Raw genomic sequence first — 23,469 nt, 5'->3', positions numbered from 1 at the left:
TCTTGATAATGGTAAAGTAAAGTTATCAAGAAAAGTGAGGACACGGAGATGGAACAGTTTTTAAATGAAAAAATTACTGAAGCCAAAAGAGAAGTTGATCGTTTAACGCACGTCTGTCAGACGAAGCCTTTTGATTCAGCTGATTTTTTTGAAAATGAGTTTCAAATCGAACGCTTGGCAGCACAAATAGAAGTGTACGAATTAATTTTAAAAAAAGTAATAGAAGAAAATATAGATGTACAATAAAAACAGGTAAAACGTCAGTTACCAGATACTGTAAATAGACATCTGGCCTGAGCAGGTTTTACCTGTTTTTTTTCTTATGAAATAAATATATGCTATGATACCTTTATTCAATAGGATTAGTTTCTACAAAAAATGAAAGGAGAAAAATAAACATGGAACGGTTTATAGCATCAAATGCCACAGTGATTGGTGACGTGACATTGTCAGAAGATGTGACGATCTGGTATCAAGCTGTTTTACGCGGGGACAGTAATTGGATAAAAGTAGGACAAAGAACGAATATCCAAGATGGTACAATCATCCATGTCGATCATGATGCACCTGTAGATATTGCGGAGAATGTGACGGTAGGACATCAGTGCATGCTACATGGCTGTACAATCGAAAAAGGGGCGCTGATCGGGATGGGGACCACGATATTGAATCATGCGGTTATTGGTGAGAATAGTTTGATTGGTGCTGGATCATTAGTAACAGAAGGAAAAGTTATTCCTCCTAATGTCTTGGCTTTTGGTCGCCCAGCTAAAGTGATCCGTCCTTTGTCAAAAGAAGAAATACAAAAAAACAAAGAAAACATCCAGCATTATGTCGAGATAGGTCGGATGCATGCGCAAGGAAAATTCAAGGAGCAAAGATAGGCAGTAGCATACATAAAATAAAAAAGGATGGTCAGTTTGAGTTGACCATCCTTTTTTATTTGGTTTAGATAAGAGAGCTTAAAAAAGCTTCCTTTGAAACAGATTAATTTAATGAAGAACTGTTTTCCATGACTTCATCGATCAATCCATATGCTTTTGCTTGTTCAGCTGTCATATAGTTGTCACGATCTGTATCTTTTTCAATCACTTCAAGCGGTTGTCCAGTGCGTTCAGCTAAAATTTTGTTTAAGCGTTCGCGTGTTTGCAAAATATGGCGTGCCGCAATTTCGATTTCAGTTGCTTGCCCTTGAGCGCCGCCAAGAGGTTGATGGATCATGATCTCAGCATTTGGTAAAGCAAATCGTTTACCTTTTGTACCAGCTGTCAGCAAGAAGCTTCCCATTGAAGCAGCCATACCCATAACAATTGTTTGGACATCTGCTTTGACAAAGTTCATTGTATCGTAAATAGCCATACCTGCTGTAACTGAACCACCAGGAGAATTGATATAAAGATAGATATCTTTTTCAGAATCTTGAGCGTCTAAGAAAAGCAATTGGGCGATGATCGAATTAGCAAGATCATCTGTTACTTGGCCGCTTAACATGATGATACGGTCTTTCAATAAACGTGAGTAGATATCGTAAGCTCTTTCACCTCGTGAAGATTGTTCAATGACTGTAGGAATTAAATTCATAATAGAGTTCCTCCTTGATTTCGTTTAGAAATAGTGTACCATAATTTAGTTTCTAATACCTAAAATGTAGTATACATTTTTGGTCAAAAAAGGTCAAATAAAAAACTTAGGCAAATTAGTCGCATAAACCCGCTTTATGGTATGATAAGCAGAGAAAAAAACAAGGAGGAACAACAGATTGATAGTTGGTATTACTGGCCTTATCGGAGTGCTGACAGGTGCTGTAGTTGTCTATATCGGCATGATACTGCAAATGCGTCACTTGGAAAATAAAGAACAGCGTAGACGTGAATTGGAATTGAAAGTCAAAGAAATCGAGACGCTGAATCAATTAAATAAAAAGATCAACGAGATCTTGCAGAAACGGACAACACTGATGGAAGAATATGTCAGCTTTGATGCATTTGATGATTGTTATATCACGATTGACGATTTTGCGTATCTCCAATCATTTTCAGCGCAAAATAGTTTTTATCTGCCAAATTATATTTTAGACGAGCTATTTAAGAATATCTCCCATCGAAAAGTGATTTTATCTCCAGATGAAACAATGAAGATTGGTGGATATGCTTATAAAGGGGGACGCGTGATTTTAGAGAATTTTACGGATAGTCTGACTGAAATGATCAATGAAAAAAAAGCTCAGTTGAAGACTATGACGCGCCAGCCGATTGGTTTCTTCTCGAAAGATGATGTTTGGAGCTGATATTTTGAAGCATTGCCGTTGCACATGAGAGCGTGGTAATGCTTTCTTTTTTTCTTAATGATACAATAGAACTGAACGGAGTGAAGAAAGATGTTACAAATCTATGCCCATCGCGGAAGCAGCGGCACCCACCCAGAAAATACGCTTCCTGCATTTGCAGAAGCTGTACGAGTAGGTGCAGATGGTATCGAACTAGATGTCCATCTAAGCAAAGATGGTTATTTGATCGTTATGCACGACGAAGAAGTGGACCGGACGACTAACGGTAAAGGGCTGATTCGAGAAAAAACATTGGAAGAACTCAAAAAATTGAATGCAGGAGGAAAATTCAGCAAAGAATTTCCAGCAGCTAAAGTTCCTGAATTGAGAGAAGTGTTAGGACTGCTTCTCCAAAAAAATTACCGAGGGATGCTAATGATTGAAATTAAAACTGATCAGTATGAATATCCCGGTATCGAAGAAAAATTAGCCGAAACATTAAAAAGTAGAGATTGGCCTTTTCAACATGCATATTGCAGCTTTCATTTGGATTCTTTGGAAAAAATCGCGTTACTGGAACCGGAGATACAGCTGGACTTATTGATGAGTACTTCTGATAAAAAGGTCCAACTAGCAGCAGAAACCCCTTATATAGAAGGAGTACATCCAAAAAATACTTGGTTGTTCGAACATCCAGGCCAGGCAGCTGATTTTCCAAAAGCAATTCGTGCATGGACGATCAACGATGAAGAAGAAATGGCCAAATGTCAAGAACTCAAAATAGATGGAATAATAACTGATTTTCCGGAGAAAGCTCTTCGGTGGAAACAATCAACGAAAAGTAGGTAAAATATGGAAAAAGTATTAGTGATCGTCGGTCCGACAGCAGTCGGTAAAACAGCGCTAAGTGTGGAACTCGCACAACTATTTGGAGGAGAGATCATCAGTGGTGATTCACTGCAAATCTATAAAAATCTGGATATCGGTACAGCAAAAATCAAAGAAGAAGAGATGAATGATGTTCCGCATCATTTGATTGATGTGATTGAACCTACTCAACGTTACTCAGCCGCTGATTTTCAGTATTCAGGTCGACAATTGATTACTGAAATTGCGAACCGAGGGCACCTACCTATCATAGCTGGTGGTACGGGTCTGTATATCCAATCCCTTCTATATGATTATCAGTTAGGAGCGACAGAAGAAGCGAATCCTGAGATTAGAAAAAAATACGAAACGTTAGCTGAAACAATTGGTTCCCAAGCATTATGGAATCAGTTGAAAGAAAAAGACCCGGCAGCTGCTGAGAAAATCCACTGGAACAATCAACGAAAGGTGATAAGAGCTCTGGAAGTTTTAGAGACGACAGGACATAGTATCACGGCACCTAAAGAAGAGCCAAAGCAATTGTATGATTACCTCATGATTGGATTAGATACGAAGCGTAGTATTCTTTATGAACGAATCAATCAAAGAGTCGATTTGATGCTAGCAGAAGGTTTAGTAGCAGAAGCGCGTAAGGTGTATGAGCTTGGAGAAGTCCAGGCCAGTCAAGGTATTGGATATAAAGAATTTTTCCCTTATTTTGAAGGGAAAGAAACATTGGAAGAAGCAACAGAACAAGTCAAACTACATTCGAGAAGATACGCGAAACGTCAGTTGACGTGGTTTCGTAACCGTTTGGATGCACAGTGGTTTGATCTTATAAGTGAGCCAAATCAAAAAAGTCAGATTGAGCAAACAATCAAAAAATGGCTGGAGGCGGAATAAAATGGCAGAAAAAGTGATCATCGTAGGGGTAGAAACCGAAGCAAACCAGCGTTACTTTTCAGAGTCAATGGAAGAGCTAGTTCAGCTGACGAATACCGCATCAGGAGAAGTCGTATTCACAATTACACAAAAGAGACCACAAGTGGATCGGCAAACGATTATCGGTAAAGGGAAATTACAAGAATTAGTTCAACAAGCGGATGCGCATGAAGCGGATTTGATCATCTTTAATCATGAGCTAACTCCGAGACAGAGCCAACTGATTACCGATGCTGTTGGTCTTCCGGTAATTGATCGCGTGCAGCTGATCTTAGATATTTTTGCGATGCGTGCTCGTTCGAAAGAAGGGAAGCTGCAGGTTGAACTTGCTCAGTTAGAATACTTGCTGCCTCGTTTAGTAGGGCAAGGGAAAACATTATCTCGTCTTGGCGGTGGGATCGGAACAAGAGGGCCAGGTGAAACAAAGTTAGAAACAGACCGCCGACATATACGGAATAAAATTTTTGCTGTTAAGAAAGAATTGAAAGAAGTAGAAGCTCATCGAGAGCGCAATCGCCAAAAAAGAAAAAATAGCGAGATTTTTCAGATTGGACTTATTGGCTACACGAATGCCGGGAAGTCAACTATCTTGAATCTATTGACACAAGCGGATACTTATTCGAAAGATCAATTGTTTGCAACGTTAGATCCATTGACTAAGAGATGGCGTTTTGCTGAAGGATTTGAGATTACTGTAACGGATACCGTCGGGTTCATCCAAGACCTGCCTACGCAACTGATCGATGCTTTCCATTCTACATTAGAAGAAAGTCAAAATATGGATCTTTTGATACATGTAGTCGATGCTAGTTCTCCAGATCGTATTTTACAGGAGCAGACTGTCCTAAAATTGATGGATGAACTGAATATGAAAGAAATGCCGATACTGACTGTTTACAATAAGGCAGACCAGATCGACCCAGCGATGTTCACGCCTACGCTATTCCCAAATGTATTGATTTCTACTCAGACGAAAGAAGGTAAGATGGCGTTGATCGAAGCAATCAAACGTCAGCTGATGGAACTAATGACCCCTTATACACTTTCTGTGCCAAGCAACGAAGGACAGAAATTAAGCGAGTTGAGAAGACAAACAATGGTTTTGGACGAAGCGTACATGGAAGAAACAAACGAATATGAAGTTAAAGGGTTTGCAAAAACCAATTCAAAATGGTTAAGAAAAAACCAATAAAATTTTGTTTTTTTAACAATAAAAACACTAATAAAGGATAGTACAGTATAATAAAAGATAAAAGGTATCTGGTACGAAAATCAACTAGATACCTTTTTTGTTTTCTTATTTTTTTGTTATTTTATAAAAAAATAGAGATCTCATGTTAGAAAACCTAACATATGCAGTTGACAATATTTTTTTTAATTGGTACACTTTAGCCAACTTATAAAACGAAAGGGGACGTCTGATGGGAGAAAAGGAATTGCGCCGATCTATGTCCGTATTTCCAATTGGTACAGTTATGAAGCTGACTGATTTGTCTGCTCGGCAAATTCGCTATTATGAAGAACAAGATTTAGTTCATCCGGAACGAAGCGAAGGAAACCGACGTATGTATTCGCTGAATGATATTGATATGCTGCTTGAGATTAAAGACTATCTTTCAGATGGATTGAATATGGCTGGGATCAAACGTGTATACGAAATGGCACAGGCGAAAAAACAAGAAGCAAAAAACAAGAAGCCGTTGACAGATCATGACGTTCGACAAATTTTTCGTGATGAGATTTTGGCGCAAGGTGGGTTAAGCAAAACAGGTCATTATCAGTCGCAAGGATTGCAAAGACAATTCTTTGACTGAATAAATTAAAAAAGGAAGAGGGATACCATGGTAAAGAAACAGATAACAGGTGAAGAAATCAAACGAATCATTGAGGAAGAAAACGTACGATTTTTACGATTGATGTTCACAGACATCTTAGGTACGATCAAAAATGTAGAAGTTCCAGTGAGCCAGATCGACAAAGTATTAGAAAACAAAATGATGTTTGACGGTTCTTCGATTGAAGGATTTGTTCGAATTGAAGAAAGCGATATGTATTTGTATCCAGATCTCTCCACTTGGATGATCTTCCCATGGGAAAGTGCTCATGGAAAAGTTGCTCGTTTAATTTGTGATATCTATAATCCGGATGGGACACCATTTGCCGGCGATCCTCGCGGGAATTTGAAACGAGCATTGAAAGATATGCGCGACCTTGGTTTTACCTCTTTCAATTTAGGACCTGAACCAGAATTCTTCTTATTTAAATTAGACGAAGACGGTGGGATCACAACGACCTTGAATGATAAAGGTGGTTATTTTGATTTTGCACCAACAGATTTAGGTGAAAATTGCCGCCGTGACATCGTGTTGGAATTAGAAAGTCTAGGCTTTGAAGTGGAAGCTTCACATCATGAAGTAGCGCCAGGACAGCATGAAATTGACTTTAAATATGCAGATGTGGTAGATGCTTGTGATAATATCCAAACCTTCAAGCTCGTTGTCAAAACGATTGCACGCAAGCATGGACTTCACGCGACTTTCATGCCGAAACCGTTATTTGGGATCAATGGTTCTGGTATGCATTGCAATATGTCTTTGTTCAATGATGAAGGAAATGTTTTCTATGATAAAGACGGTGAATTGGAACTAAGTGAAACAGCTTATCATTTCTTAGGTGGTTTGCTGAAACATGCTCGTGCCTATACAGCCGTTTGCAATCCAACAGTCAATTCTTATAAACGTCTCGTTCCAGGTTATGAAGCGCCTGTTTATGTCGCATGGAGTGGCCGTAATCGTTCGCCATTAGTACGTGTACCAGAATCTCGCGGTTTATCCACACGTTTGGAATTGCGGTCAGTTGATCCATCTGCAAACCCATACTTGGCAATGGCAGTATTGTTGCAAGCAGGACTAGACGGTATCCGTAATCAGATCACACCGCCAGCAGCTGTTGACCGTAACATTTATGTAATGGATGAGGAAGAAAGAGAAGCTGCACATATCCAGGACTTACCTTCAACTATCCATAATGCTATCAAAGAATTGCGTAAGGATAATGTAATGATTGACGCATTAGGACAACATATCTTCTCAAATTTTGTTGAAGCAAAACGTCTCGAATGGGCGGCATTCAGACAAACTGTTTCCGAGTGGGAAAGAGAACAATATCTAGAACTTTATTAAAACAGGAATACCGTGAATTAGAGGTTGTGAAATCAGCGTTTTGACCTGAGTATTAGAGAAACTAACGGAAAAATAGTTCCTCATATTTTGCCGTTTTTTGAGCTAATACCGAGGGTCAGCTGATTGAACACCGTTTATCAAGAGGTCGTAAGCCTGCCGTTTAACTCTGAGTCACAAGGAGCAATTTCAAAAACAGCTTCTCATGTTTGATGGATATTGTGACTTGTGACCGAGGAGTTGGCAGGAGAACACCGTTTATTTAGAAATAAGGAGGCACGACTTTTGTCGCATCTCCTTATTTTTTACTTATGTGATTCGTTACCTTCAATGAATCCCTACAAGGCACTTTTGTTGAAAAAAAGGTCATCTTTGAAAAAATTAGTGGAACTGTTTTGTTTTTGATATTATTTAATAGAAAAGATATGCCAAAAATCCGAGAATTGTGGACTACGTTTTTTACGTAAAGGAGGTAAATAAGGGTGAAAGAAAAAGATTGTTTCTACGATAAGCTATATAAACTGTTGCTGCAAGTAGGAAAAAGTAGTTCTTTGTTAGGTGGGATATTATCTATCATAATGTTTGTTTTATTTTTTTATCTATTGTTTCACTTAAAATTTTTCAGTAACGATTTTCTGATTTGCTTAGGTTTAACGTTAGCTATGTTTATATCAAGCTTATTATGTGGGTTAAATTTTTTTGCACTCATAAAGGACTTAAGAAATAATTTCTCAAAGGATATCGAAAAAGAAAAAATTGTAAGCGGATAGTATTCATTTGAGTACTTGACTTTCCCTTAGTCAGCTTGTATTATACACCTTGGGCACCCTTTTAGAGGGTCAGAAGTTTACAGAAATTTCGGCTCCCTATTCTTATTGAAGAATAGGGAGCTTTGTTTATTTTCTGAGACTTTTCCTGCACATAAATTAAAAAGGAGTTTTTGAACTTATGACAAAATATATTTTTGTGACCGGCGGTGTCGTTTCATCAATCGGAAAAGGAATTGTTGCAGCTTCTTTAGGACGCTTATTGAAAAACCGCGGCTTAAAAGTAACTATCCAAAAATTTGATCCATACATCAACGTGGATCCGGGGACGATGAGCCCATATCAGCACGGAGAAGTATTCGTAACAGATGATGGTGCTGAAACAGATTTGGATCTGGGCCACTACGAACGTTTTATTGACATCAATTTGAACAAATACTCCAACGTGACGACAGGAAAAATCTATTCTGAAGTTTTGCGTAAAGAACGTAAGGGCGAATACTTGGGAGCAACTGTTCAAGTTATTCCTCATATTACAAATGAGATCAAAGAAAAAATCATGCGAGCAGCTAAAATGACTGATTCAGATGTGATCATTACAGAAGTAGGGGGAACAGTAGGGGATATAGAATCTTTGCCATTCCTTGAAGCACTTCGTCAAATGAAAGCAGATGTCGGTACAGATAATGTTATGTATATCCATACAACATTGATTCCTTACTTGAAAGCTGCTGGAGAAATGAAAACTAAACCAACGCAGCACAGTGTAAAAGAGCTACGTGGTTTAGGTATCCAACCGAATATTTTGGTGGTACGTACAGAGCAACCTGTTTCTCAAAGCGTGAAAAATAAATTGGCACAATTTTGTGATGTCGAACCAGAAGCAGTTATCGAGTCGCCAGATGTAGATACACTTTACTCCATCCCATTAGTTTTACAAGCACAAGGAATGGATCAAATTGTTTGCGACCATTTGAAACTAGATACACCAGAAGCAGACATGACAGAATGGAAAGAATTAGAAGAACGTGTCTTGAACTTGAAGAAAAAAGTACGGATTGCGCTTATCGGTAAATATGTCGAGTTACCAGATGCATATATCTCAGTAGTTGAAGCATTGAAACATTCTGGTTTCGCCTATAATTCAGACATCGAGATCGATTGGATCAAAGCACAAGAATTAACGAGAGAAAATGTAGAAGAACGTTTGAAAGACGCAGATGGAATCTTGGTTCCTGGTGGATTTGGTGATCGCGGAGTAGAAGGGAAAATCGAAGCGATTCGTTATGCTCGCGAAAATGACGTTCCGTTTTTAGGTATTTGTCTTGGTATGCAGATGGCTTGTGTCGAATTTGCACGTAACGTCGTTGGATTAGAAGATGCGTCATCAGCTGAAACGAATCCAGATACAGCAAACAATATTATTGATTTAATGGCTGATCAGGAAAACATCGAGAATTTGGGTGGAACTTTACGCCTTGGATTATACCCATGTAAAATCAAAAAAGGAACGAAGACGGCTGAAGCATATGATGGAGCCGATGTTGTGCAAGAACGTCACCGTCACCGCTATGAGTTCAACAACAAATATCGTCAATTGTTTGAAGAACAAGGGCTAGTCTTTTCAGGTGTCTCACCAGATAACCGTTTAGTAGAAATCGTAGAGCTGCCAGAGAAAAAATTCTTTGTGGGATGCCAATTCCACCCAGAATTGATTTCTCGTCCAAATCGCCCGCAAAAATTAATCAAAGCATTTGTCGGAGCATCATTAGCAGATCACGAAACAAAATAATTTTTGAACTTGATAGAAAGAGAAAAGTAGCAAGAGAAGGGGATAAGCAATTTTCTTGTCACTTTTCTCTTTTTCTGATTTGTTATTATTTGTAGGAAAAAAGATAGAAAGCAAAAGACTTTTTTCGATTAAAGCGCTATTGGATATTTTATTTTTTGCAAAAAACTTCTTGAAAATTTTCATTTTCATTGATTTTAGTAGAAAACTACCGAAATGTTTGGTAAAATAGGGTCGTTGGTTAAGAATTGTCTTAACAAATTTAGTTTTACAAAACTTAGGAGGAATTTTATTATGCCAGTAGTATCAGGAGCTGAATTTTTAAAAGCTGCTCGTAAAGGCGGTTACGCTGTCGGCGGATTCAACACAAACAACTTGGAATGGACTCAAGCAATCCTTGAAGCGGCTGAAGCAAAACAAGCACCAGTACTTATCCAAACATCAATGGGTGCAGCTAAATACATGGGTGGTTACAAAATCTGTAAAGATTTAATCACTGATTTAGTTGAAGCAATGAACATCACTGTTCCAGTTGCTATCCACTTAGACCATGGTGACTACGAAGCTGCTTTGGAATGTATCGAATTAGGCTATACTTCAGTAATGTTCGATGGTTCACATCTACCATTTGAAGAAAACTTGAAATTAGCTAAAGACGTTGTTGAAAAAGCACATGCAAAAGGTATCTCAGTTGAATGTGAAGTTGGTTCAATCGGCGGAGAAGAAGACGGAATCATCGGTAACGGCGAATTAGCTGATATTGAAGAATGCAAACAAATGGTTGCTACAGGTATCGACTACTTAGCTTGCGGTATCGGTAACATCCATGGTCAATATCCAGAAAACTGGAAAGGATTAGCTTTTGACCACTTACAAGCAATTGCTGATGCTGTAGGTCCAGACATGCCTTTAGTATTACATGGCGGATCAGGTATTCCTCAAGATCAAATCGAAAAAGCTATCTCAATGGGTATCTCAAAAGTAAATGTTAACACTGAATTCCAATTATCATTTGCTGCAGCTACTCGTAAATATATCGAAGCTGGTAAAGATAAAGAAGGTAAAGGATTCGACCCTCGTAAATTATTAGCTCCAGGTAAAGCAGCAATCGTTGAAGATGCTAAATCTCATATCGACTGGTTCGGTTCAGCTAACAAAGCGTAAGCATCCACATAACAGATACGATATATAGGAATGGAGAACGACTTTTGAAGTCGTTCTCCATTCTTTTTTACTTAAAACGGCAGACCATGCTCGTTTCTTTTTTTTATCTATGATAAAATACAAGCATATCCATGAAAAAAGATTAATAAACAAGGTGGAAACAGATGAAAAAAATCGTAATCAAAGGAAACCGACCTTTAGCTGGTGAAGTAACGATCAGCGGTGCAAAAAATAGTGCAGTCGCATTGATTCCAGCTGCAATCTTAGCTGATTCCCCAGTGATCTTGGAAGGTGTGCCGGACATACAAGATGTTCATTCATTAATTGAAATTTTAGAGATCATGGGCGCAACTGTCCATTTTTCCAACAACATACTAGAAATCGATCCTCGAGAAATCATATCGATTCCGATGCCGCACGGAAAAATCAATAGTTTGCGTGCTTCTTATTATTTTATGGGAACACTGCTTGGTAAATTTGGCGAAGCGGTAGTAGGCCTGCCAGGTGGCTGTTATTTAGGCCCTAGACCGATTGATCTACACGTCAAAGGATTTGAAGCTCTAGGTGCTGAAGTGACAAATGAACATGGTGCCATGTATTTACGGGCAGAAAATAAAGGATTGCGTGGCAATCGGATTTTCATGGACGTGGTTTCAGTCGGAGCAACGATCAATGTGATGTTAGCTGCTGTAAAAGCAAAAGGACAGACAGTAATTGAAAACGCTGCACGAGAACCGGAAATCATAGATGTGGCAACTTTACTGAATAATATGGGGGCAAAAGTTCGAGGAGCGGGTACAGATGTGATCCGTATCGAAGGAGTCGAAACATTACATGGCTGTCGGCATTTCATGATTCCTGACCGCATCGAAGCAGGAACCTATCTAGCATTAGCAGCTGCAGTAGGAAATGGTATCAAAGTGAAAAATGTGATCTTTGAACATTTGGAAAGCTTTATAGCAAAATTGCAGGAAATTGGTGTCCATATGAAAATCAGCGAAGATGAAATCGAAGTTTACCCCTCGAAAGAATTAAAACCCGCAAACATCATGACCTATCCTTATCCAGGATTTGCCACAGATCTGCAGCAGCCACTTACTGCGTTACTATTGATGACTACAGGCACTTCAGAAATCATCGATACGATCTATGCGAAACGTGTGAAACATGTGCCGGAACTAGCACGAATGGGCGCTGATATTACCGTGGAAGGAAATATGATCATCGTGAATGGTCCAAATAAACTTCACGGCACAGAAGTCGTGGCTTCTGATCTTCGGGCAGGTGCTTGTTTAGTGATTGCTGGACTATTGGCAGAAGGGACAACGACGATTTACAATGTAGATTATATCTTACGCGGTTATGATCATATTATCGAGAAACTAACAGCCTTAGGGGCATCAATTGAAATGATAGAGGAAGTGGGAGCTGAATGAGCGATTATTTGACAATGGCAGAACTAGAGAACAAAACGTTAAAAGAAGTTTATAGTTATGCCAAAGAATTTAAAATTCCTTATTACAGTAAGATGAACAAAAAGGAATTATCTCTAGCTGTGATTCGTGCACAAGCAGAGAAACAAGGATTTTATTATATGGAAGGAATATTGGATATCGTTGGTCAAGATGGTTACGGTTTTTTACGGCCAATCAATTATGGACCAAGTGCAGAAGATATCTATATTTCTGCCTCACAAATCAGACGATTCAGTTTGAGAAATGGGGACAAAGTGGCAGGAAAAGCCCGTCCACCTAAAGAATCGGAACGTTATTATGGTTTGATGCACGTGGAAAGCGTTAATGGAAAAGATCCGGAAGAAGCAAAAGAACGTCCGCATTTTCCAGCCTTAACACCTCTTTATCCGCAAAGACAGCTTCAACTGGAAACAACACCGCAAAGACTATCTACCCGAATGATCGATATCTTTTCTCCAATCGGTTTTGGTCAGCGTGGATTGATCGTCGCACCGCCAAAAGCAGGGAAAACTTCTGTATTAAAAGAAATCGCAAATGGTATCACCGAAAACTATCCGGAAGTAGAATTAATCGTTCTACTGATTGATGAACGACCGGAAGAAGTAACGGATCTAGAACGAAGCGTGAAAGGCGACGTGGTATCTTCTACATTTGATCTACAACCGCAAAACCATACTCGAGTTTCTGAATTAGTATTGGAACGCGCAATGCGTTTAGTCGAAGATAAACGAGATGTCGTTATCTTGATGGATAGTATTACTAGACTTGCTCGGGCCTATAACTTAGTCGTTCCACCTAGCGGGCGTACATTGAGTGGCGGGATTGACCCAGCCGCATTGTATAAACCTAAGAAATTTTTCGGGGCAGCAAGAAACATCGAAGAAGGTGGCAGTTTGACGATTTTAGCGACCGCTTTAGTCGATACAGGAAGCCGTATGGATGACGTGATCTATGAAGAATTCAAAGGAACTGGAAATCTAGAATTACAACTTTCACGTGAATTATCTGAACGTCGGATCTTCCCAGCCATCGATATCAAAAAATCAGGTACCCGAAAAGAAGAATTATTGATGCCAAGTGAAGAATTAGAAGAAATCTGGAAACTTCGAAAAAATATGACTGGAGATTCATTAGAATATACGGAACAACTGATCCGCTTTTTGCGTAAAACAAAAAACAATAAGCAATTTTTCAAAGAATTTCAAGATGTCTCCTTTGGTAAAAAAAATCCGACCAGAAATCTGAAAAGATAATTGCAACCTTGACTGAAACATGTTAAGATGTTAATGTTGTAAATCGACAAATCAACTCTGGTTCAGCAAATGGAGCAGGGCAAAGGAGCGAAAAAATCATGAAAGAAAACATCCATCCAGATTACCACCCAGTAGTATTCATGGATTCAACAACTGGTTTCAAATTCTTGTCAGGTTCAACAAAAACTTCACAAGAAACAGTTGAATGGGAAGACGGTAATACATACCCAGTCATCCGTGTCGAAGTAACTTCTGACTCACATCCATTCTACACTGGACGTCAAAAATTCACACAAGCAGACGGACGTGTGGACCGTTTCAACAAAAAATACGGTCTCAAAGACGCAAACGCTGCGGAATAATAAAAACGCTGATAACTCAACGTTTAGCAGACTATCTGATAGGGATAGTCTGTTTTTTTATGTTTTTTTGCCAATTTAAAACTTCGTTTGATGCTGAAAAAGTCGTAGGATCATAATGCACAAAACAATGAAAAAAATAGTATATAGCTTTGACTATCAACATGATAAAGACACCTTTTATTAACGAAATGAAAGAAGGTTATTTCGAAGTAAAAAACCATTTACCTAAAATTAGAAGCTAAGCTTTCCTTTCAAGGAAGGCTTTTTGTTTTGTTATAGACTTGCGATTGCTTGTGAGCTAGATCGTTCATTTTAATGACTTATACACGCGGATGATGGGTCTTTTTCCTCTGTTCATTCATAATATTGAACGGTACAGCTAGCGATGCTATACTGACCTCAGTTCCAAGAAAAACGTTAACATTTTTTTGTGGGAGAGAGGTTTTTTATGAAGTTTGATCAATTGATCGCAGAAGAACTGATTGTTTTCGATCCATCGATAGATTCAAAAGGATCATTATTTGAGCGAATAGGGGATGTGTTGAAAAAAACAAATAAGGTAAGAAATGTTCAAAAAGTCGTTAAGGCACTATTCAAACGAGAGGAGGAGATCTCCACAGGAATAGAAGATGGATTTGGGATTCCCCATGCAAAAAGCAAATATGTGACAAAACCAGCTGTTACTTTTCTATTTATATGGCAATTTTTTTAATCGCTAAATGGCAAAAACCAGCGATAAAAAATCATTGGTTTAGGAAGGTGTTTCGTTATTGTTATTTAAAATTTGGATATTTCGTCTGAAACGATAGATTAAAAAAAGTGAACGTATATATAGATCCATGCCAATTGCTAACCACACTCCAGCAATCCCTAAATCCAATATATTCCCTAAAAGTATTACACCTAATATGCGTGTGACCCACATTCCAAATGCAGTACTGTATAATGGGGTTTTAGTATCTCCCATTCCTTGGAGTACGCCAGCTAATATTAGACTGATAGCTAGTCCTGGTTGATTAAAAGCGTCAATTCTTAGCGCAATAACAATTTGCTTTATTGCCTCAGCATCTGTGGTAAACCAAGGTGCAATATATGGCGTACCAAAAAACAATCCTATTTGATAGCTAAACTAATTTATTTTATCAGCTAAGACAATTTCTTGGTATTGTTTCAATCAACGAGTGAACATTCCTTTATGGAAATTATTTAGTCACTTATTGCTATTTTTAAATAAGTAAGTTTAGCCTTGCAATTTAAAAAAAGATAACTCAGAAAACAAATAAGTGCGACCGTCTTCTTGAGCCAGTGCAACAAGTGGGACTTGTAGTAGACCCATTTTAGAGGAAAAACCTTCACGTAAAGCCAAAGTAAAAGCAGCGTTTTGACCAGCTATCATGAGATTCATGACAATGTCATTTTCCTCAGTATCTTGAGTTTGGGGTTCTAAAGGAAAGGCAGTTAGATAAACAAGATATTCTCCAGCGGCTCGAACAACCAACCTCGGTTTTTCAATTAGAGTATCCTCTCGCATTAAAAGTTTTTCTTGGATGTCAGATGATGTAGTAACCTTTGTTGCCAAACAAAACCCCTCAGAGAATTGACGATGAAGTAAACTTTGTTCCTCAAAAAACATGGCGATGGGAGCGTCAATTCCTAAGCCTAATTCCCCACACAATTTTTGAAAAGTCGTTAAGTGTTGTTTATAAACAATTGGATTTACGACTGGAGCATTCATAACTAAATAAGATTCTTCCTCGAGACGCTTAATTTGCCAATCCCCCTTAGTTGGAGTATTTCCCCAATCAGAAAGAATAAGCCGTTCTGTATTTTGTAGTCCTATTAAGAAATCACGCTGTTTTTGTAATTCGCTCATTCGTTGATCAAGTTGACTAATTTGCTCTTCTAAAAAAGAATTTGTACAGGCTAATTTTGGTTCGCTTTTGAATGTCTTGATTTGGTCTAAAGAAAAGCCGATATTTTGGAGTGTCTTGATCATCTTAAATTCGAAAACTTGTTCGACTGAATAATAGGTATAGCCATTACTTCCAATCACAGCAGGCTCAAATAAACCGAACTGACGATACCAGCGAAGGGTCGCTTTAGTTGTATCACAAAGCTTGGCAAAAGCTCCGATGGTTATATTTTTATTCATAATAACTCCTCCTCATTGTACTGCTAAATCACAACCAAATAAGTGAATTTTCACACAGAATTACGATGTTTTACCATCGGCTCATAATAATAAATATTTTTTCTTGACTATAACGTTACATCATAGTTTAACATAAAGTCAAACACCACCAGAACAATTGAATCTGGCGTTAAAAAGGAGAGAACTTTATGAAAAAGAACCAAAATATTTTAAGAAAATACCCTCTGTTAACAGCATTAATTGCATTGACTGTTGCGTTTGTCATTATCTTAATGATCCCAACAGATGAGACAATTACAAAAAACTTACAACAAGAGATACCCTTAGCACTTCTGACCGTTCTTTTACTGATTGGGATTGGCGGAATTTCTCTGATTAAATTTAAAACGAAGGGAATAGGATTCACCTTTAAGAAAAGCATTCTTTATCTCCTACCAGGTGTCTTAATCAGTATTTCAAGCATAACCGGTGCTATGTCATCTCATAGCAGTATACAACCAAATTGGTTAGCATTAGTTAGCCAAGCAATAATTTTTTATTTCTTACTTGGAATTTTCGAAGAAGGTTTATTCCGTGGAATTATCATGCAAGCATTCTTAGCAAAAATGGGAAAGACTCGTGATGGATTGATTTGGGCAGTTGCTATTAACGGTTTGATCTTCGGGTTTGTCCATATTCTCTTAGGTTGGTTCTTAAGTGGTGTCGATTTAAGTACCTTAGGATTATTGCAGGCTATCCTTAAAACCCTTAGTGCTGGAATGGCAGGATTTTTCTTTGGTGCAGTTTATCTAAAAACACGAAATATCTGGGGAATCTCACTAGTTCATGGTCTATCAGATTTATTACTAATGGTAGGTTCACTACTATTTACAGGTTCAAACGCCATTTCTTATGTCAGTTCTGATCCCAAACAAGCTATGTCTACAATTTTGATTAATTTCTTGTTTATCCTCTTGTATATACCTCTAGTAATCAGTGGGTGGAAACAATTAAAAGCAATCTCTTTACCAGAATTAGGCTTTTATAAAAAAGAATGGAGTTGATAAAAACCAACCAATATTCCTTTCAAAAAATATTTCGCAAGCTCAACTGCCCCTCTGTAATCAGTTAATTATCAGTCGCAAGCTCTTTCGATAATTAACTGATTACCTACGGGATACTTCCTTAACAGGCACCGATGGATTTGAGGATTGAAATGAAAGAAAACCCATTTTTTTACTTAATTCATAAGCAAATGAACTCAAGAAAAATGCAATCTCATTTGAGCCTTTTTTTAAATTCTTAATTGTCAAATTAAGTTAGACAAATCATCAATACTTACGTAACTCAAAAATACTTCCAAAGGTGTTCGATAATCCAGTGATTTTCTAGGAATATTATTTCGTTTAGATGTGACAGATTGAATAAAAGATTCATCTACTGAATTGAAATCCATAGATTTCAATAAACCATCTCTACGTAACAATCCGTTAGAATTCTCGTTTAGGCCTCTTTGAGACGGTGTTCCTGGATCAGCGAAATAAATGGCAATATCATTGGCATTACTGATTTGTTTCCAATTTGAAAATTCCTTTCCACAATCAAAAGTGATGGATTTGAATAGATTTTTCGGTACAGATTCAAACCAATGATTTAATTTTTTTTCAATATCAATCGCTTGTCTACCACACGGTTTCAATGTAATGATAACTTTTGATAATCGTTCAACTAAGGTAATTACAGCACTTTTATGTTTCAGACCTACGATAGTGTCACCTTCAAGGTGACCAAACTCATTTGAGAATTGGCTATAATCTTTTTCACGTTCATGAATAGAGCGGCGGAAAGCTTGTTTTCCACGCCTTTCTTGATGTCCATTCGGTTTACGCTTGCCTTTCATCGGTAAGTCAGAAGGATTAAATAGCCCCTTTTTGAACATACGATAAATGGTACGAGCAGAACAACGAATAGGAAACGCTGCACGACCAACAATCACATCGGGTGTCCATCCTTGAACAACCTTTCTTTGAATATATTCTGATTGTTCCTCGGGTAAAACAAGCGGGCGTCTACCACAGTTTGATTTGTTTTTCTTATACTGTTGATAGTATTCTAAGGCTGATTTTCCTTGCTTGAAGAATAGGTATACTTTATGGATCGTTTGTCTTGAACGATTCAAGCAATGCGCAGTTTTCGCAACAGATTGATTTATTTTGAAATAAGACTCTATCATTACAAGTTCATCCGTTGTAAGATGGGTATAGGTCATTTGTACTCACTCCTTATAATTCTTTGGTCAGAACTATTTTGAGTGTAGCACAAATGGCTTTTTTAGTTGTCTAGCTTAATTTTACAATCGGCGAATTGTATACAGAACCTCCGATTTTCAATTCATTGTTTTTAATATTATACTTAGCAACTACATCATCAAACAAATGTATTTTCTTAATATCTGATATATATTTATGAGTGTTCTCGAAATTTACTTTTCCGAAAACGAATCCCATTTTACTCATTATCCATAATTCTTTAGAAAAGGAAATTACTTCCCCCCCCCACTGTAAACCTCGCTGTTACCAGTTATTACTCTACGTTGATTTGTAGTAATAATAGAAACATTTTTATAAGTGTCAATATCTTTATTTATTTTTCGATTTGCAAAATTCCCAACAATTTCATCTATCGAATCTATATTGACATCAGTAATATTAAAGTCACTATTTAAAAAGTCTCGTAAGTCTTTTAGAATTCTATGAACATTTTCAATTTGTACTGGAATAATACTTTCATTTACGAAATCAAAAGCACAAATTAAATAATGATCTCCATTTTCTTTTTTAAGAATCATATATTGTTCAGCAATAGAATTTTGGAAATAAAATATTGATAAAATTAAATTTGAATTTTTAAAACCATTATGATCGATATCATACCTATTTGAAAACATTGTTAATTCAAATAGATTGAGCATATAATTAATTCTCCTTAGTTTCTTACATTTTTTTAGGATATAAAATAATGGTACAAATTGTTTTGAAAAAACGTAAAAATAACCCAAGATTACCATACGTATAAATTAATATAGATTTTCATTAATCCTTATTTAATGCAAGTTTTTTTATACGTTGCAATGTGCTTTTACTAAAACCAGTCATCGAGGAGACTTCTCTGTAGCTTTTCCCCGATTGTAACAAGTCAAATGCATGTAGTTTCTGTTTATTTAATGTCGACTTTGGTCTTCCTTCCCGATAATTAGGATTATTTTTCTTTGCAAAAACCTTTCCTTCTTGTGTACGCTCTAAAATCATATCTCTTTCCATTTCAGCAACACTCAGTAGCGTTCGCACAATCATTTTTCCCATTGGCGTATTTTCAATAGTACCTAAATTTAAAACCTTTATTGTTACTTCACTATCCAAAAGCGGCTCAATAATATCTAAAGCTTCTCTCGTATTTCTAGCAAATCGATCCAATTTAGTCACAATTATTGTGTCATTTTTTTTTAAAAGCGCGAATTGTAAAATTAAGTTAGAAAAATAAAAAGGCATTTATGGTACACTCAAATTGTATTTCCGACGAAAGAAAACAAAGGAGTGTAACCATAAATGACCTACAAACATCTTACCATAGACGAACTGACAATGATAGAATCATATTATCTTCAACATAATAAGCCGGTTGAAATCGCTAACCGAATGGGACGTGCTATACAAACTATTTATAATGTAGTCAATATATAATGTAGTCAATAAGTTCAAGCAAGGTAAGACTGCTCTTGATTATTGGCACCAGTATAAAGAAAATAAGAAAAAATGTGGTAGAAAAGTCATTCAATTACCTGCTCATGAAGTAGATTACATTAAAGAGAAAGTCACTCTTGGTTGGACGCCTGACGTCATTATCGGGCGAAAAGAAAGACCTGTTTCATGCGGTATGAGAACCCTTTATCGTTTATTTTCTAAAGGAATATTTGATATTGACACACTACCGATGAAAGGTAAAAGAAAACCCAATGGCCATCAGGAAAAACGGGGAAAACAACAGTATCAGCGCTCAATCCATGATCGACCTGATAATTATCCTGATTTCAATTCTGAGTTTGGTCACCTTGAAGGTGATACGATCGTTGGCATTCATCATAAAAGTGCCGTCATTACTTTAGTTGAAAGATTATCTAAAGTCATTATCACGATTAAACCCAACGGCCGTAAGGCATTAGATATTGAAACTGCCCTTAATCAATGGTTTTCTCGCTTCCCTAAAAACTTCTTTAAATCTATTACGTTTGACTGTGGAAAAGAATTTTCTAACTGGAAAGCCATTAGTAACCAACATGATATTGATATATATTTTGCGGACCCTGGAACACCTTCTCAACGCCCATTAAACGAGAATTCTAACGGGATTCTGCGTCGTAATGGACTGCCGAAATCAATGGATTTTAGAGAAGTGAATCAGACATTTATTTCCAGTGTCAGCAATCAACGTAATCATATTCCAAGAAAATCATTGAATTACAGAACACCAATCGAAATATTTTTGAGCTATGTACAAGAAGCATTTTATTCTAGCTTAATTTGACAAATCATACTCAAAAAACCGCTCAGATCATTTTCAGATCTGAACGGTTTTTTTTATCTATTCATCAAGATCAAATTTCATTTTTCAATGATTCAATCAATTCGCCCTCTGCTTCATGACTATGTTTTCGGCCATTAACAAGATAGAGTGCTGTACATATCAATGGAATGACTCCGGCAATCACATACAATCCTCTAAATGAAGTAAGAGATTTTAGCATCCCCATCAAATAAGGACCAACGCCTAAGCCTAGGTCTAAACCAATAAAGTAGGTAGATAAAGCAATACTGATTCGATGTTCGCGGACGATTTTTAAACAAACAGCCTGTCCATTTGACATAAACGTACCATAACCTAGGCCGACTAATGCTCCAGAGATAAGCAATGTCACACTATTCGTCGTTACACTCAGTAAAAATAATCCTGCTGTTAAGAATAAATAGCTAGGATACATCACGTATTGTTCTCCTTTGACATCGAAAATCCTTCCAGTCAATGGACGTGTAAATGTGATGACCAAAGCATATACGACGAAGAAAAATGACCCAGCAGCAACTAAGTGGATTACTTTTGTATAAGAAGATAAAAATGATAAAACACTTGAATAAGAAAGACCCATCAAAAAGGCAATTCCTGTAATGAAAAGTGCTTTCTTTTCAATAAAACTATTGATATTCCATGAGCGAAGAGATATTTTTTGTTCTTCAGATAATGGAATATTTTTTACAGGAAAGACAAGGCAGGCAATCGTAACAAAGAAGACCAGTACAATTGAAAACCAGATAATGAAACGAAAATCAGTCATATTCAGCAAAATCATTCCTAAAAATGGCCCAACAGCGGCAGCTAAACTAGTACTTAATCCATAATAATTGATGCCTTCCCCTTTTTTAGATGCAGGGATATATGCAGTAACGATAGCATTTGTAGCTGTAGAAACTGTACCGTAGCCGAATCCATTCAAGAATCGAACTAAATACAATGCCCCGATAGTTGGCGTATAAAGATATGCTAATGTTGAAAGGAGATAGAAGATCGCGCCGCCTCTTAAGGTAAACTTCCGACCAAATAGTTCTAACTGTTTCCCCATGAATAAGCGTGCCAGCAATGTTCCGATGATATAGATCCCAGAAGCAAAACCTGCTTGGCTCAAGCTGGCGTGTAAGGTGTCTTGCGCAATGACTGCCATGATGACCATCAACAGATAATAAATCAGGTAGACAATAAAATTGATCAATGTGATTCCGATAAAATATTTATTAAATAATTTCTTTTCCATGTATGTTATACATTCCCCTTAAGCTGAATATGCTTTTAATTTTTGTATTTGAACTTCTACATCGTGATAATTGGATGGATAGCGATCAACAAGTTGGCGAATAAATAAATCTCTTGTAGACATAAACAGATTTAAAAATTCTTCGCATTCGTTTGTTGGATTCTCATCCACTGCTTTGATCAATTCGATCGAGTTTTGATACGCATCATTTAAAAAGACTAAAGAAGCTTTCATATCAAATCTTGTTTGATATGCTGTTTCTAATCGATTAATGATTGTGTTCATCCAGTAATTCATGTTTTTTCCCTCTATTCTTAAAAAATTTTACTTCTGCAGTATAACGAATAAAAAAAAGGAAAAAAATCGCATAAGTGATGGAAAAAGGTACTTAACAAATGTTAATATCATTAGTAAAATACCTTTGGACTTTAAAAAGTTTTAAAGTACTGTATGATCTTTTTAGATGAAAGTTTGGATGGGGGAGCATCATTGGATAGTAGAGTCTTAAAGGAATATTTGGATAAAAATGATTTTCCGATTATACGCAAAGGATATCATAAATATTTGACATTCGAAGGGATGGAAGATTCCCATACGTATATCTTGAAAGAGGGAACGGTAAAAGCAAGTGTTATTTCAAATGATGGGAGAGAATTTAACCTTCGCTATATCAAAGATCTTGAAATCGTCTCTCTTTTAAAAGACGAATATTCACAATTCATCGATTCGCCGTATAATATTCGAGTTGAATCAGAATATGCAGAGTTTTATCGAATCAATCGTGTGCGCTTTTGGCAAAATATCAACCAAGACCCAAAGCTACAACACTATGTAAAAGAGTATTACCGCTATCGTCTGCTTTATTCGATGAAAAAAATGCAGCAAATGCTATTAAATGGAAAGCTGGGAGCTGTTTGTACGCAACTTTACGAATTATATGATTTATTCGGTGTGCGGACAGAAGAAGGGATGCTGATCGATTTTTCAATCACGAATGAAGAAATCGCCAAATTTTGTGGCATCTCAACTGCTAGCAGTGTGAACAGAATTTTAAAGCAGTTGAAAAAAGATGGTATTATCACAGTGAAAGATCATCATATCGTTATTTTGAATATGGACTTGTTAGAAGACAATATTATCTTTTGATGAACAAAGAGGTTGTGAAATCAGCGTTTTAACCTGAGTATTAGAGAAACAAACGGAAAAATAGTTACTCATATTTTGCCGTTTTTTGAGCTAATACTGAGGGTCAGCTGATTGAACACCGTTTACCAAGAGGTTGTGAGCCTACCGTTTAACTCTGAGTCACAAGGAACAATTTCAAAAAACAGCTTTTCATGTTTGATGAATATTGTGACTTGTGACCGAGGAGTTGGTAGGAGAACACCGTTTAAGGAAGAGGTTGTGAAAAAGC

The 23,469-nt window shown here is 37.1% G+C and carries 23 protein-coding genes and 4 pseudogenes; 18 read left to right on the top strand and 9 right to left on the bottom strand.

The window, feature by feature from the left end:
- Positions 1 to 48: 48 nt before the first annotated feature.
- A complete protein-coding gene (locus MKX69_RS09480; protein WP_002296291.1) occupies positions 49 to 246 on the top strand; it encodes a hypothetical protein in 198 nt (65 codons plus the stop codon).
- Positions 247 to 398: 152 nt separating this feature from the next.
- Positions 399 to 884 (top strand): gamma carbonic anhydrase family protein, encoded by a 486-nt coding sequence (locus MKX69_RS09475; protein ID WP_341009959.1) that lies wholly within the window; start codon positions 399 to 401, stop codon positions 882 to 884.
- Positions 885 to 987: 103 nt separating this feature from the next.
- On the opposite strand, the gene clpP is transcribed toward MKX69_RS09475, so the two are convergent.
- Positions 988 to 1,581, bottom strand: a complete 594-nt coding sequence (gene clpP, locus MKX69_RS09470; RefSeq protein ID WP_002289402.1) for an ATP-dependent Clp endopeptidase proteolytic subunit ClpP — start codon at positions 1,579 to 1,581, stop codon at positions 988 to 990.
- A gap of 178 nt (positions 1,582 to 1,759) precedes the next feature.
- On the opposite strand from clpP, the gene MKX69_RS09465 reads away from it, so the two are divergent.
- The 8 genes from MKX69_RS09465 to MKX69_RS09430 all read left to right on the top strand — a co-directional run bounded on the left by MKX69_RS09465 (position 1,760) and on the right by MKX69_RS09430 (position 9,813).
- Entirely contained in the window at positions 1,760 to 2,287 is a 528-nt protein-coding gene (locus MKX69_RS09465; protein WP_002289403.1) for a hypothetical protein, read from the top strand.
- Between the two features lie 90 nt (positions 2,288 to 2,377).
- On the top strand, positions 2,378 to 3,115 hold the full coding sequence (locus MKX69_RS09460) for a glycerophosphodiester phosphodiesterase (protein ID WP_086324953.1): 738 nt from the start codon (positions 2,378 to 2,380) through the stop codon (positions 3,113 to 3,115).
- A gap of 3 nt (positions 3,116 to 3,118) precedes the next feature.
- Positions 3,119 to 4,036 carry a tRNA (adenosine(37)-N6)-dimethylallyltransferase MiaA gene (gene miaA, locus MKX69_RS09455; RefSeq protein WP_341009956.1) on the top strand — a complete coding sequence of 306 codons (918 nt, stop codon included), beginning with the start codon at positions 3,119 to 3,121 and terminating at the stop codon, positions 4,034 to 4,036.
- Between the two features lies 1 nt (position 4,037).
- Positions 4,038 to 5,267 carry a GTPase HflX gene (hflX, locus tag MKX69_RS09450; RefSeq protein WP_341009954.1) on the top strand — a complete coding sequence of 410 codons (1,230 nt, stop codon included), beginning with the start codon at positions 4,038 to 4,040 and terminating at the stop codon, positions 5,265 to 5,267.
- A gap of 229 nt (positions 5,268 to 5,496) precedes the next feature.
- Positions 5,497 to 5,889 carry a MerR family transcriptional regulator gene (locus tag MKX69_RS09445; protein ID WP_002299672.1) on the top strand — a complete coding sequence of 131 codons (393 nt, stop codon included), beginning with the start codon at positions 5,497 to 5,499 and terminating at the stop codon, positions 5,887 to 5,889.
- Positions 5,890 to 5,916: 27 nt separating this feature from the next.
- The gene (gene glnA / locus MKX69_RS09440) at positions 5,917 to 7,257 is read left to right on the top strand and encodes a type I glutamate--ammonia ligase (protein ID WP_002287001.1); all 1,341 of its coding nucleotides are present in this window, start codon (positions 5,917 to 5,919) and stop codon (positions 7,255 to 7,257) included.
- Between the two features lie 479 nt (positions 7,258 to 7,736).
- Positions 7,737 to 8,024: a hypothetical protein gene (locus MKX69_RS09435; protein ID WP_020944834.1), complete on the top strand. Its 288-nt coding sequence runs from the start codon at positions 7,737 to 7,739 to the stop codon at positions 8,022 to 8,024.
- 178 nt (positions 8,025 to 8,202) lie between these two features.
- On the top strand, positions 8,203 to 9,813 hold the full coding sequence (locus tag MKX69_RS09430) for a CTP synthase (RefSeq protein WP_341009947.1): 1,611 nt from the start codon (positions 8,203 to 8,205) through the stop codon (positions 9,811 to 9,813).
- On the opposite strand, the gene MKX69_RS09425 is transcribed toward MKX69_RS09430, so the two are convergent.
- Positions 9,790 to 10,002 (bottom strand): hypothetical protein, encoded by a 213-nt coding sequence (locus MKX69_RS09425; protein WP_002294058.1) that lies wholly within the window; start codon positions 10,000 to 10,002, stop codon positions 9,790 to 9,792. The genes MKX69_RS09430 and MKX69_RS09425 overlap by 24 nt on opposite strands.
- Positions 10,003 to 10,104: 102 nt before the next feature.
- On the opposite strand from MKX69_RS09425, the gene MKX69_RS09420 reads away from it, so the two are divergent.
- From MKX69_RS09420 to MKX69_RS09400, 5 genes and pseudogenes are all read left to right on the top strand, one after another.
- Positions 10,105 to 10,974 carry a class II fructose-bisphosphate aldolase gene (locus tag MKX69_RS09420; RefSeq protein ID WP_002294057.1) on the top strand — a complete coding sequence of 290 codons (870 nt, stop codon included), beginning with the start codon at positions 10,105 to 10,107 and terminating at the stop codon, positions 10,972 to 10,974.
- Between the two features lie 164 nt (positions 10,975 to 11,138).
- A complete protein-coding gene (locus tag MKX69_RS09415; protein ID WP_341009945.1) occupies positions 11,139 to 12,410 on the top strand; it encodes a UDP-N-acetylglucosamine 1-carboxyvinyltransferase in 1,272 nt (423 codons plus the stop codon).
- Positions 12,407 to 13,702 (top strand): transcription termination factor Rho, encoded by a 1,296-nt coding sequence (gene rho, locus MKX69_RS09410; RefSeq protein WP_341009944.1) that lies wholly within the window; start codon positions 12,407 to 12,409, stop codon positions 13,700 to 13,702. The genes MKX69_RS09415 and rho overlap by 4 nt, the downstream gene beginning before the upstream one ends.
- A gap of 98 nt (positions 13,703 to 13,800) precedes the next feature.
- On the top strand, positions 13,801 to 14,064 hold the full coding sequence (locus MKX69_RS09405; RefSeq protein WP_002290330.1) for a type B 50S ribosomal protein L31: 264 nt from the start codon (positions 13,801 to 13,803) through the stop codon (positions 14,062 to 14,064).
- Positions 14,065 to 14,512: 448 nt separating this feature from the next.
- Positions 14,513 to 14,752: pseudogene (locus tag MKX69_RS09400) on the top strand (PTS sugar transporter subunit IIA); the annotation flags it as partial.
- Between the two features lie 63 nt (positions 14,753 to 14,815).
- Here MKX69_RS09400 and MKX69_RS09395 read toward each other — a convergent pair.
- A pseudogene (locus MKX69_RS09395) lies at positions 14,816 to 15,175 on the bottom strand (MATE family efflux transporter); the annotation flags it as partial.
- Between the two features lie 129 nt (positions 15,176 to 15,304).
- Positions 15,305 to 16,216 (bottom strand): MerR family transcriptional regulator, encoded by a 912-nt coding sequence (locus MKX69_RS09390; protein WP_085406810.1) that lies wholly within the window; start codon positions 16,214 to 16,216, stop codon positions 15,305 to 15,307.
- 188 nt (positions 16,217 to 16,404) lie between these two features.
- On the opposite strand from MKX69_RS09390, the gene MKX69_RS09385 reads away from it, so the two are divergent.
- The gene (locus tag MKX69_RS09385; protein ID WP_341009936.1) at positions 16,405 to 17,259 is read left to right on the top strand and encodes a CPBP family intramembrane glutamic endopeptidase; all 855 of its coding nucleotides are present in this window, start codon (positions 16,405 to 16,407) and stop codon (positions 17,257 to 17,259) included.
- A 245-nt stretch (positions 17,260 to 17,504) separates the two neighbouring features.
- Here MKX69_RS09385 and MKX69_RS09380 read toward each other — a convergent pair whose 3' ends face one another.
- The 3 genes and pseudogenes from MKX69_RS09380 to MKX69_RS09370 form a co-directional block, all read right to left on the bottom strand.
- On the bottom strand, positions 17,505 to 18,464 hold the full coding sequence (locus MKX69_RS09380) for an IS30 family transposase (protein WP_002330482.1): 960 nt from the start codon (positions 18,462 to 18,464) through the stop codon (positions 17,505 to 17,507).
- Positions 18,465 to 18,737: 273 nt separating this feature from the next.
- On the bottom strand, positions 18,738 to 19,166 hold the full coding sequence (locus tag MKX69_RS09375; RefSeq protein WP_341009934.1) for a hypothetical protein: 429 nt from the start codon (positions 19,164 to 19,166) through the stop codon (positions 18,738 to 18,740).
- Positions 19,167 to 19,287: 121 nt separating this feature from the next.
- Positions 19,288 to 19,701 (bottom strand): annotated as a pseudogene (locus MKX69_RS09370) (recombinase family protein); the annotation flags it as partial.
- Between the two features lie 99 nt (positions 19,702 to 19,800).
- Between MKX69_RS09370 and MKX69_RS09365 the strand changes: the two are divergent.
- Positions 19,801 to 20,776, top strand: a pseudogene (locus MKX69_RS09365) (IS30-like element IS6770 family transposase).
- 70 nt (positions 20,777 to 20,846) lie between these two features.
- On the opposite strand, the gene MKX69_RS09360 reads toward MKX69_RS09365, so the two are convergent.
- The gene (locus tag MKX69_RS09360; protein ID WP_002294047.1) at positions 20,847 to 22,055 is read right to left on the bottom strand and encodes an MFS transporter; all 1,209 of its coding nucleotides are present in this window, start codon (positions 22,053 to 22,055) and stop codon (positions 20,847 to 20,849) included.
- A gap of 18 nt (positions 22,056 to 22,073) precedes the next feature.
- Positions 22,074 to 22,352 (bottom strand): hypothetical protein, encoded by a 279-nt coding sequence (locus tag MKX69_RS09355; protein WP_002289230.1) that lies wholly within the window; start codon positions 22,350 to 22,352, stop codon positions 22,074 to 22,076.
- Positions 22,353 to 22,544: 192 nt separating this feature from the next.
- Between MKX69_RS09355 and MKX69_RS09350 the strand changes: the two genes are divergently transcribed.
- The gene (locus MKX69_RS09350) at positions 22,545 to 23,201 is read left to right on the top strand and encodes a Crp/Fnr family transcriptional regulator (protein ID WP_002289231.1); all 657 of its coding nucleotides are present in this window, start codon (positions 22,545 to 22,547) and stop codon (positions 23,199 to 23,201) included.
- The last annotated feature ends 268 nt before the right edge of the window (positions 23,202 to 23,469 follow it).

Origin of the sequence: Enterococcus sp. FSL R5-0957 (genome assembly GCF_038008005.1) — a bacterium.
Taxonomy (GTDB): domain Bacteria; phylum Bacillota; class Bacilli; order Lactobacillales; family Enterococcaceae; genus Enterococcus_B; species Enterococcus_B faecium.
This window is presented reverse-complemented; position numbering and strand designations above follow the sequence as displayed.

Coding starts and splice junctions, on each gene's coding strand:
- MKX69_RS09385 (WP_341009936.1), top strand. CDS start 16,405: ATGAAAAAGAACCAAAATATTTTAAGAAAATACCCTCTGTTAACAGCA.
- MKX69_RS09405 (WP_002290330.1), top strand. CDS start 13,801: ATGAAAGAAAACATCCATCCAGATTACCACCCAGTAGTATTCATGGAT.
- MKX69_RS09445 (WP_002299672.1), top strand. CDS start 5,497: ATGGGAGAAAAGGAATTGCGCCGATCTATGTCCGTATTTCCAATTGGT.
- MKX69_RS09390 (WP_085406810.1), bottom strand. CDS start 16,216: ATGAATAAAAATATAACCATCGGAGCTTTTGCCAAGCTTTGTGATACA.
- miaA (WP_341009956.1), top strand. CDS start 3,119: ATGGAAAAAGTATTAGTGATCGTCGGTCCGACAGCAGTCGGTAAAACA.
- MKX69_RS09420 (WP_002294057.1), top strand. CDS start 10,105: ATGCCAGTAGTATCAGGAGCTGAATTTTTAAAAGCTGCTCGTAAAGGC.
- MKX69_RS09360 (WP_002294047.1), bottom strand. CDS start 22,055: ATGGAAAAGAAATTATTTAATAAATATTTTATCGGAATCACATTGATC.
- MKX69_RS09460 (WP_086324953.1), top strand. CDS start 2,378: ATGTTACAAATCTATGCCCATCGCGGAAGCAGCGGCACCCACCCAGAA.
- MKX69_RS09425 (WP_002294058.1), bottom strand. CDS start 10,002: ATGAAAATGAAAATTTTCAAGAAGTTTTTTGCAAAAAATAAAATATCC.
- MKX69_RS09375 (WP_341009934.1), bottom strand. CDS start 19,166: ATGCTCAATCTATTTGAATTAACAATGTTTTCAAATAGGTATGATATC.
- MKX69_RS09475 (WP_341009959.1), top strand. CDS start 399: ATGGAACGGTTTATAGCATCAAATGCCACAGTGATTGGTGACGTGACA.
- MKX69_RS09355 (WP_002289230.1), bottom strand. CDS start 22,352: ATGAATTACTGGATGAACACAATCATTAATCGATTAGAAACAGCATAT.
- glnA (WP_002287001.1), top strand. CDS start 5,917: ATGGTAAAGAAACAGATAACAGGTGAAGAAATCAAACGAATCATTGAG.
- MKX69_RS09480 (WP_002296291.1), top strand. CDS start 49: ATGGAACAGTTTTTAAATGAAAAAATTACTGAAGCCAAAAGAGAAGTT.
- MKX69_RS09415 (WP_341009945.1), top strand. CDS start 11,139: ATGAAAAAAATCGTAATCAAAGGAAACCGACCTTTAGCTGGTGAAGTA.
- MKX69_RS09380 (WP_002330482.1), bottom strand. CDS start 18,464: ATGACCTATACCCATCTTACAACGGATGAACTTGTAATGATAGAGTCT.
- clpP (WP_002289402.1), bottom strand. CDS start 1,581: ATGAATTTAATTCCTACAGTCATTGAACAATCTTCACGAGGTGAAAGA.
- rho (WP_341009944.1), top strand. CDS start 12,407: ATGAGCGATTATTTGACAATGGCAGAACTAGAGAACAAAACGTTAAAA.
- MKX69_RS09430 (WP_341009947.1), top strand. CDS start 8,203: ATGACAAAATATATTTTTGTGACCGGCGGTGTCGTTTCATCAATCGGA.
- hflX (WP_341009954.1), top strand. CDS start 4,038: ATGGCAGAAAAAGTGATCATCGTAGGGGTAGAAACCGAAGCAAACCAG.